Source organism: Desulfothermus okinawensis JCM 13304 (assembly GCF_054654515.1).
In genome coordinates this window covers 1-3270 of record NZ_BAAIEW010000051.1, presented here as the reverse complement: position 1 = coordinate 3270, position 3270 = coordinate 1, and the positions used below count along the sequence as shown (strand labels likewise).

Here is a 3270-nt window from a genome sequence, read left to right as displayed (position 1 = left end):
TTGGGTATAGAACTCCTGAAGAAATCTATTTTGGACAGAGCCAAACAATTAATAAACAGGCTGGAGCAATCCACCTTTCTCATAACAATTTAATATTATTATAACTCTTAATGGATAATATATCAAAAAAACGCCCACTACATCACCTGTCTGAATACAAGTGTCTTGTGGACGGGAAAGGATAAATATGAAAACCTTACAAGAGATAGTCCATATCAATAATCCATCCACCACCACGGAACAGCAACTACCTTAGAAGTCAGCCATTTAACCTGGTTCCCTAAATAAGCTATGACGCCTATTTTTATCTCTGGATATCTTTCAAGAAAGTAAAGTAGGTGTTTAGCATATTTAATAGATGGATTATTGGTTAGTTTTACTTCTATTGGCAAAATAGCCCTTCCATACTCAATGATAAAATCCACCTCTTTGTTTGTTGTACTTCTAAAATAATACAAATTGGCTTTGGGTATAAGACCTTCACACAGGCTTTTTAGGTGCAAGAAAACCATATTTTCAAACAAACCATCTAATTCTCTGGCATTAACCAAAGAATCAGGACTGTAGTATCCAGATAAAAACACGGCCAAAGCCGGCTCTATAAAAAAGACTTTAGGGGATTTGACTACCCTTTTAATTCTATTTGTAAAAAAACTGCCAAGTAGCTCTATGATGTTTGACACCTCAAGGAGCTTTATATACCTGTATGTTGTTGCCGTACTTATGCCGGTTTCTCTTGCAATTTCTGCTTGATTTAATATATTGCCAACCCTTAATGCCAAAACCTTCTTAAGTCTTCTAAAGTCAATCAGCGATTCAATTTGGGAAAGCTGCCTTAAGTCCCTTTCCAAGTATGTTTTTATATAGCTTTCCATCCAGACAGAAATACTGACCAAATCATTGGATAACATGTTCTCTGGCATAAAGCCTCTTATAAGAAGCTCATAAATTGAAACCTCAAGTTCATTTATTGTTTCCTCTTTTATTGTGTTATTTAACAAATGACTTAAATTAGTTGGGTTTGTTATGTCCTTTTTCTCTCCCAATGTCATGGGTAGAAGTTCAAAGTAGGCGGCTCTACCACATAGCGATTCTGAAATGTTTTTCATAAGTAGCATATTGGATGAACCAGAGATTATAACCCTTTTATTTTTATAATTATCAGCAACGATTTTTATTGTATTAAATATCTCTGGCATTTTCTGGGCTTCGTCAATTACGATAAAATCATGTTTATCGAATATAAACATGGGGTCTGTTTTGAGTAGTTCTATGGTGTCAAAGTCATCCAGCGTGTAATATGCAAAATCACTGAATTCATTTTTAAGCATAGTGGTTTTTCCCACCTGCCTGGCACCACTTATGACGATAACAGAAAACCTGTTTAGAAATGACCTAATCTTATGAGCTAATCTGCGCTTTATGTATTTTACTTCTTGTCTTGAAAGAAAATCTTTCATGGTAAGAAATATATTACATAAAGCATCAGAAGAAGTCAAGGAAAAGGCCTTAATTTGCTATTTATATCTCTTATAACGGACATCTGTCTGTTTACTGAGTTTTATTGCCAAAGATACAAAAATTCCCCAGTAAAAGTTCCTTAAAAATCCCCACCTAATGGCAAGGCATATCTTTACCTGGAGGTTGACCTATTCTCTTTTTTTGCGTGGAAATAGATGATTTTCCATGTGGTCTGTCTTTGGAAAGGCAAAAGTCATAGGGACGCAATAGCGTGTCTTCCTGTTTCCCCTATCAGCCCTCGTTGAGCATTTCCTGGTGGGAAAGGAACTCCTTTCTCCGATCGCTGCGAAAACGGTGGAAAGAAATTTATCCAGAAACTGGTAGCAGTCTGACATCTATTTCAGGTAATAGGGAATGTACCTGAGATTTACCGACCTGTTGCACAGAAGAAGCGTCTGGAATCCTTTAAGCATATCATACATCCATCTTAATCACTTCAATATACACAAACAATAAAACAACTTGACAGATAGGATGATTCTGATTTTAACTTTTTTAAAAAAGGAAGCCCTTGCTAGATTAGTACAAATAAATTTGATAAGAAATCGACTATCATAAATCATAGCAAATGCACGAATGCGAAAAAGATAGTCCGGTTAGACGAAATCAGAGATAAAAACTTGTTTAACAGATTGAAAAAGGAGAATAAGACGATGTGTGAGAAAAACGTTCCATCTGATTACAGTGAGATGGATCTCTTGAAGGCAAAGCGTTTCGATAAAATGGTCAGAGAAAATTTTATGCCAGCGATTATTTCGACGGTTAAACAACTGGTTGAGGATTATGGTGTTTTGGAGGGTATAGGTATTGATATTGGTTGTGGCACGGCTATTTTTGCAGTTGAGTTATGCAGATATTCCAAACTGAAGATATATGCATTGGAAAAGGAAAAAGCTATATACCAAGTAGCGTGTAATAACATTGAAAATGAAGATTTGACAGATAGGATAACTCCTGTCCTGGGTGATGCACATAATCTGCCTTTCGATAGCGAATTTGCCGATTTTATTATCAGCAGAGGCGCATATCACTGTTGGGAAGATAAGGTTCAGGTATTTAAGGAAATCTATAGAGTATTGAAAAAGGGAGGTATTGGCGTTGTTGGAGGCGGATTCGGAAGATATGTAACCGAGGAAGAATTGAAGAGGATGAAGAATCTAAGAGACCGTTCCCTGAAAGAGGGTGCAAAAGCTTACAGTTCCCCCGAAACAATAAAAGAGATTATAGCGAAAGCGGGTATATCGAATTTCCGTATAGTTGCTGACCCTGCAGGTTATTGGGCTGAAATAAAGAAATAGAAGATATTCAAATAGCTATCTGGATAACAAGGCTAATTTAGCCGACGCAAAAAACCACGCGTCTTATTAGAGGCGTTAGCCGTAGAAGAATATACCAAATGAAATAATCCCATATATAGGAATGTGTAGGCGTGAAGGAATCAGTTTACAAAGGGGAATGAATTACTAGATTGGCGGTAATCATTCCGTTATTTTAATGTCAGTTCCTCCGGGTGCTCCATATGAAGACAGATATAAAGATCCCAACTTGACACATAGAGAAATTCTAATTTTAATTTTCTTAAAAGAGAATAAAGTAAATTAACAATGTTAGACAAAAAAAGGACAATATAATGGAGATCTTAATAAAAGAAGAACAGATAAAATCCATATTAGAAGAGATAGTTTTAAAACTATTTCAAGAAAAAAGGACAAAGAGATATTACAGGCATGGAAGATAAGATTCTCTCCA

The 3270-nt window shown here is 35.8% G+C and carries 2 protein-coding genes; one reads left to right on the top strand and one right to left on the bottom strand.

The window, feature by feature from the left end; all coding sequences use genetic code 11:
- Nucleotides 1-215 precede the first annotated feature (215 nt).
- Entirely contained in the window at nt 216-1460 is a 1245-nt protein-coding gene (locus ACYQ0O_RS12890) for an ATP-binding protein (RefSeq protein WP_459893720.1), read from the bottom strand.
- A gap of 714 nt (nt 1461-2174) precedes the next feature.
- Between ACYQ0O_RS12890 and ACYQ0O_RS12885 the strand changes: the two genes are divergently transcribed.
- Nucleotides 2175-2819 (top strand): class I SAM-dependent methyltransferase, encoded by a 645-nt coding sequence (locus ACYQ0O_RS12885; protein ID WP_162508079.1) that lies wholly within the window; start codon nt 2175-2177, stop codon nt 2817-2819.
- Nucleotides 2820-3270: the final 451 nt, after the last annotated feature.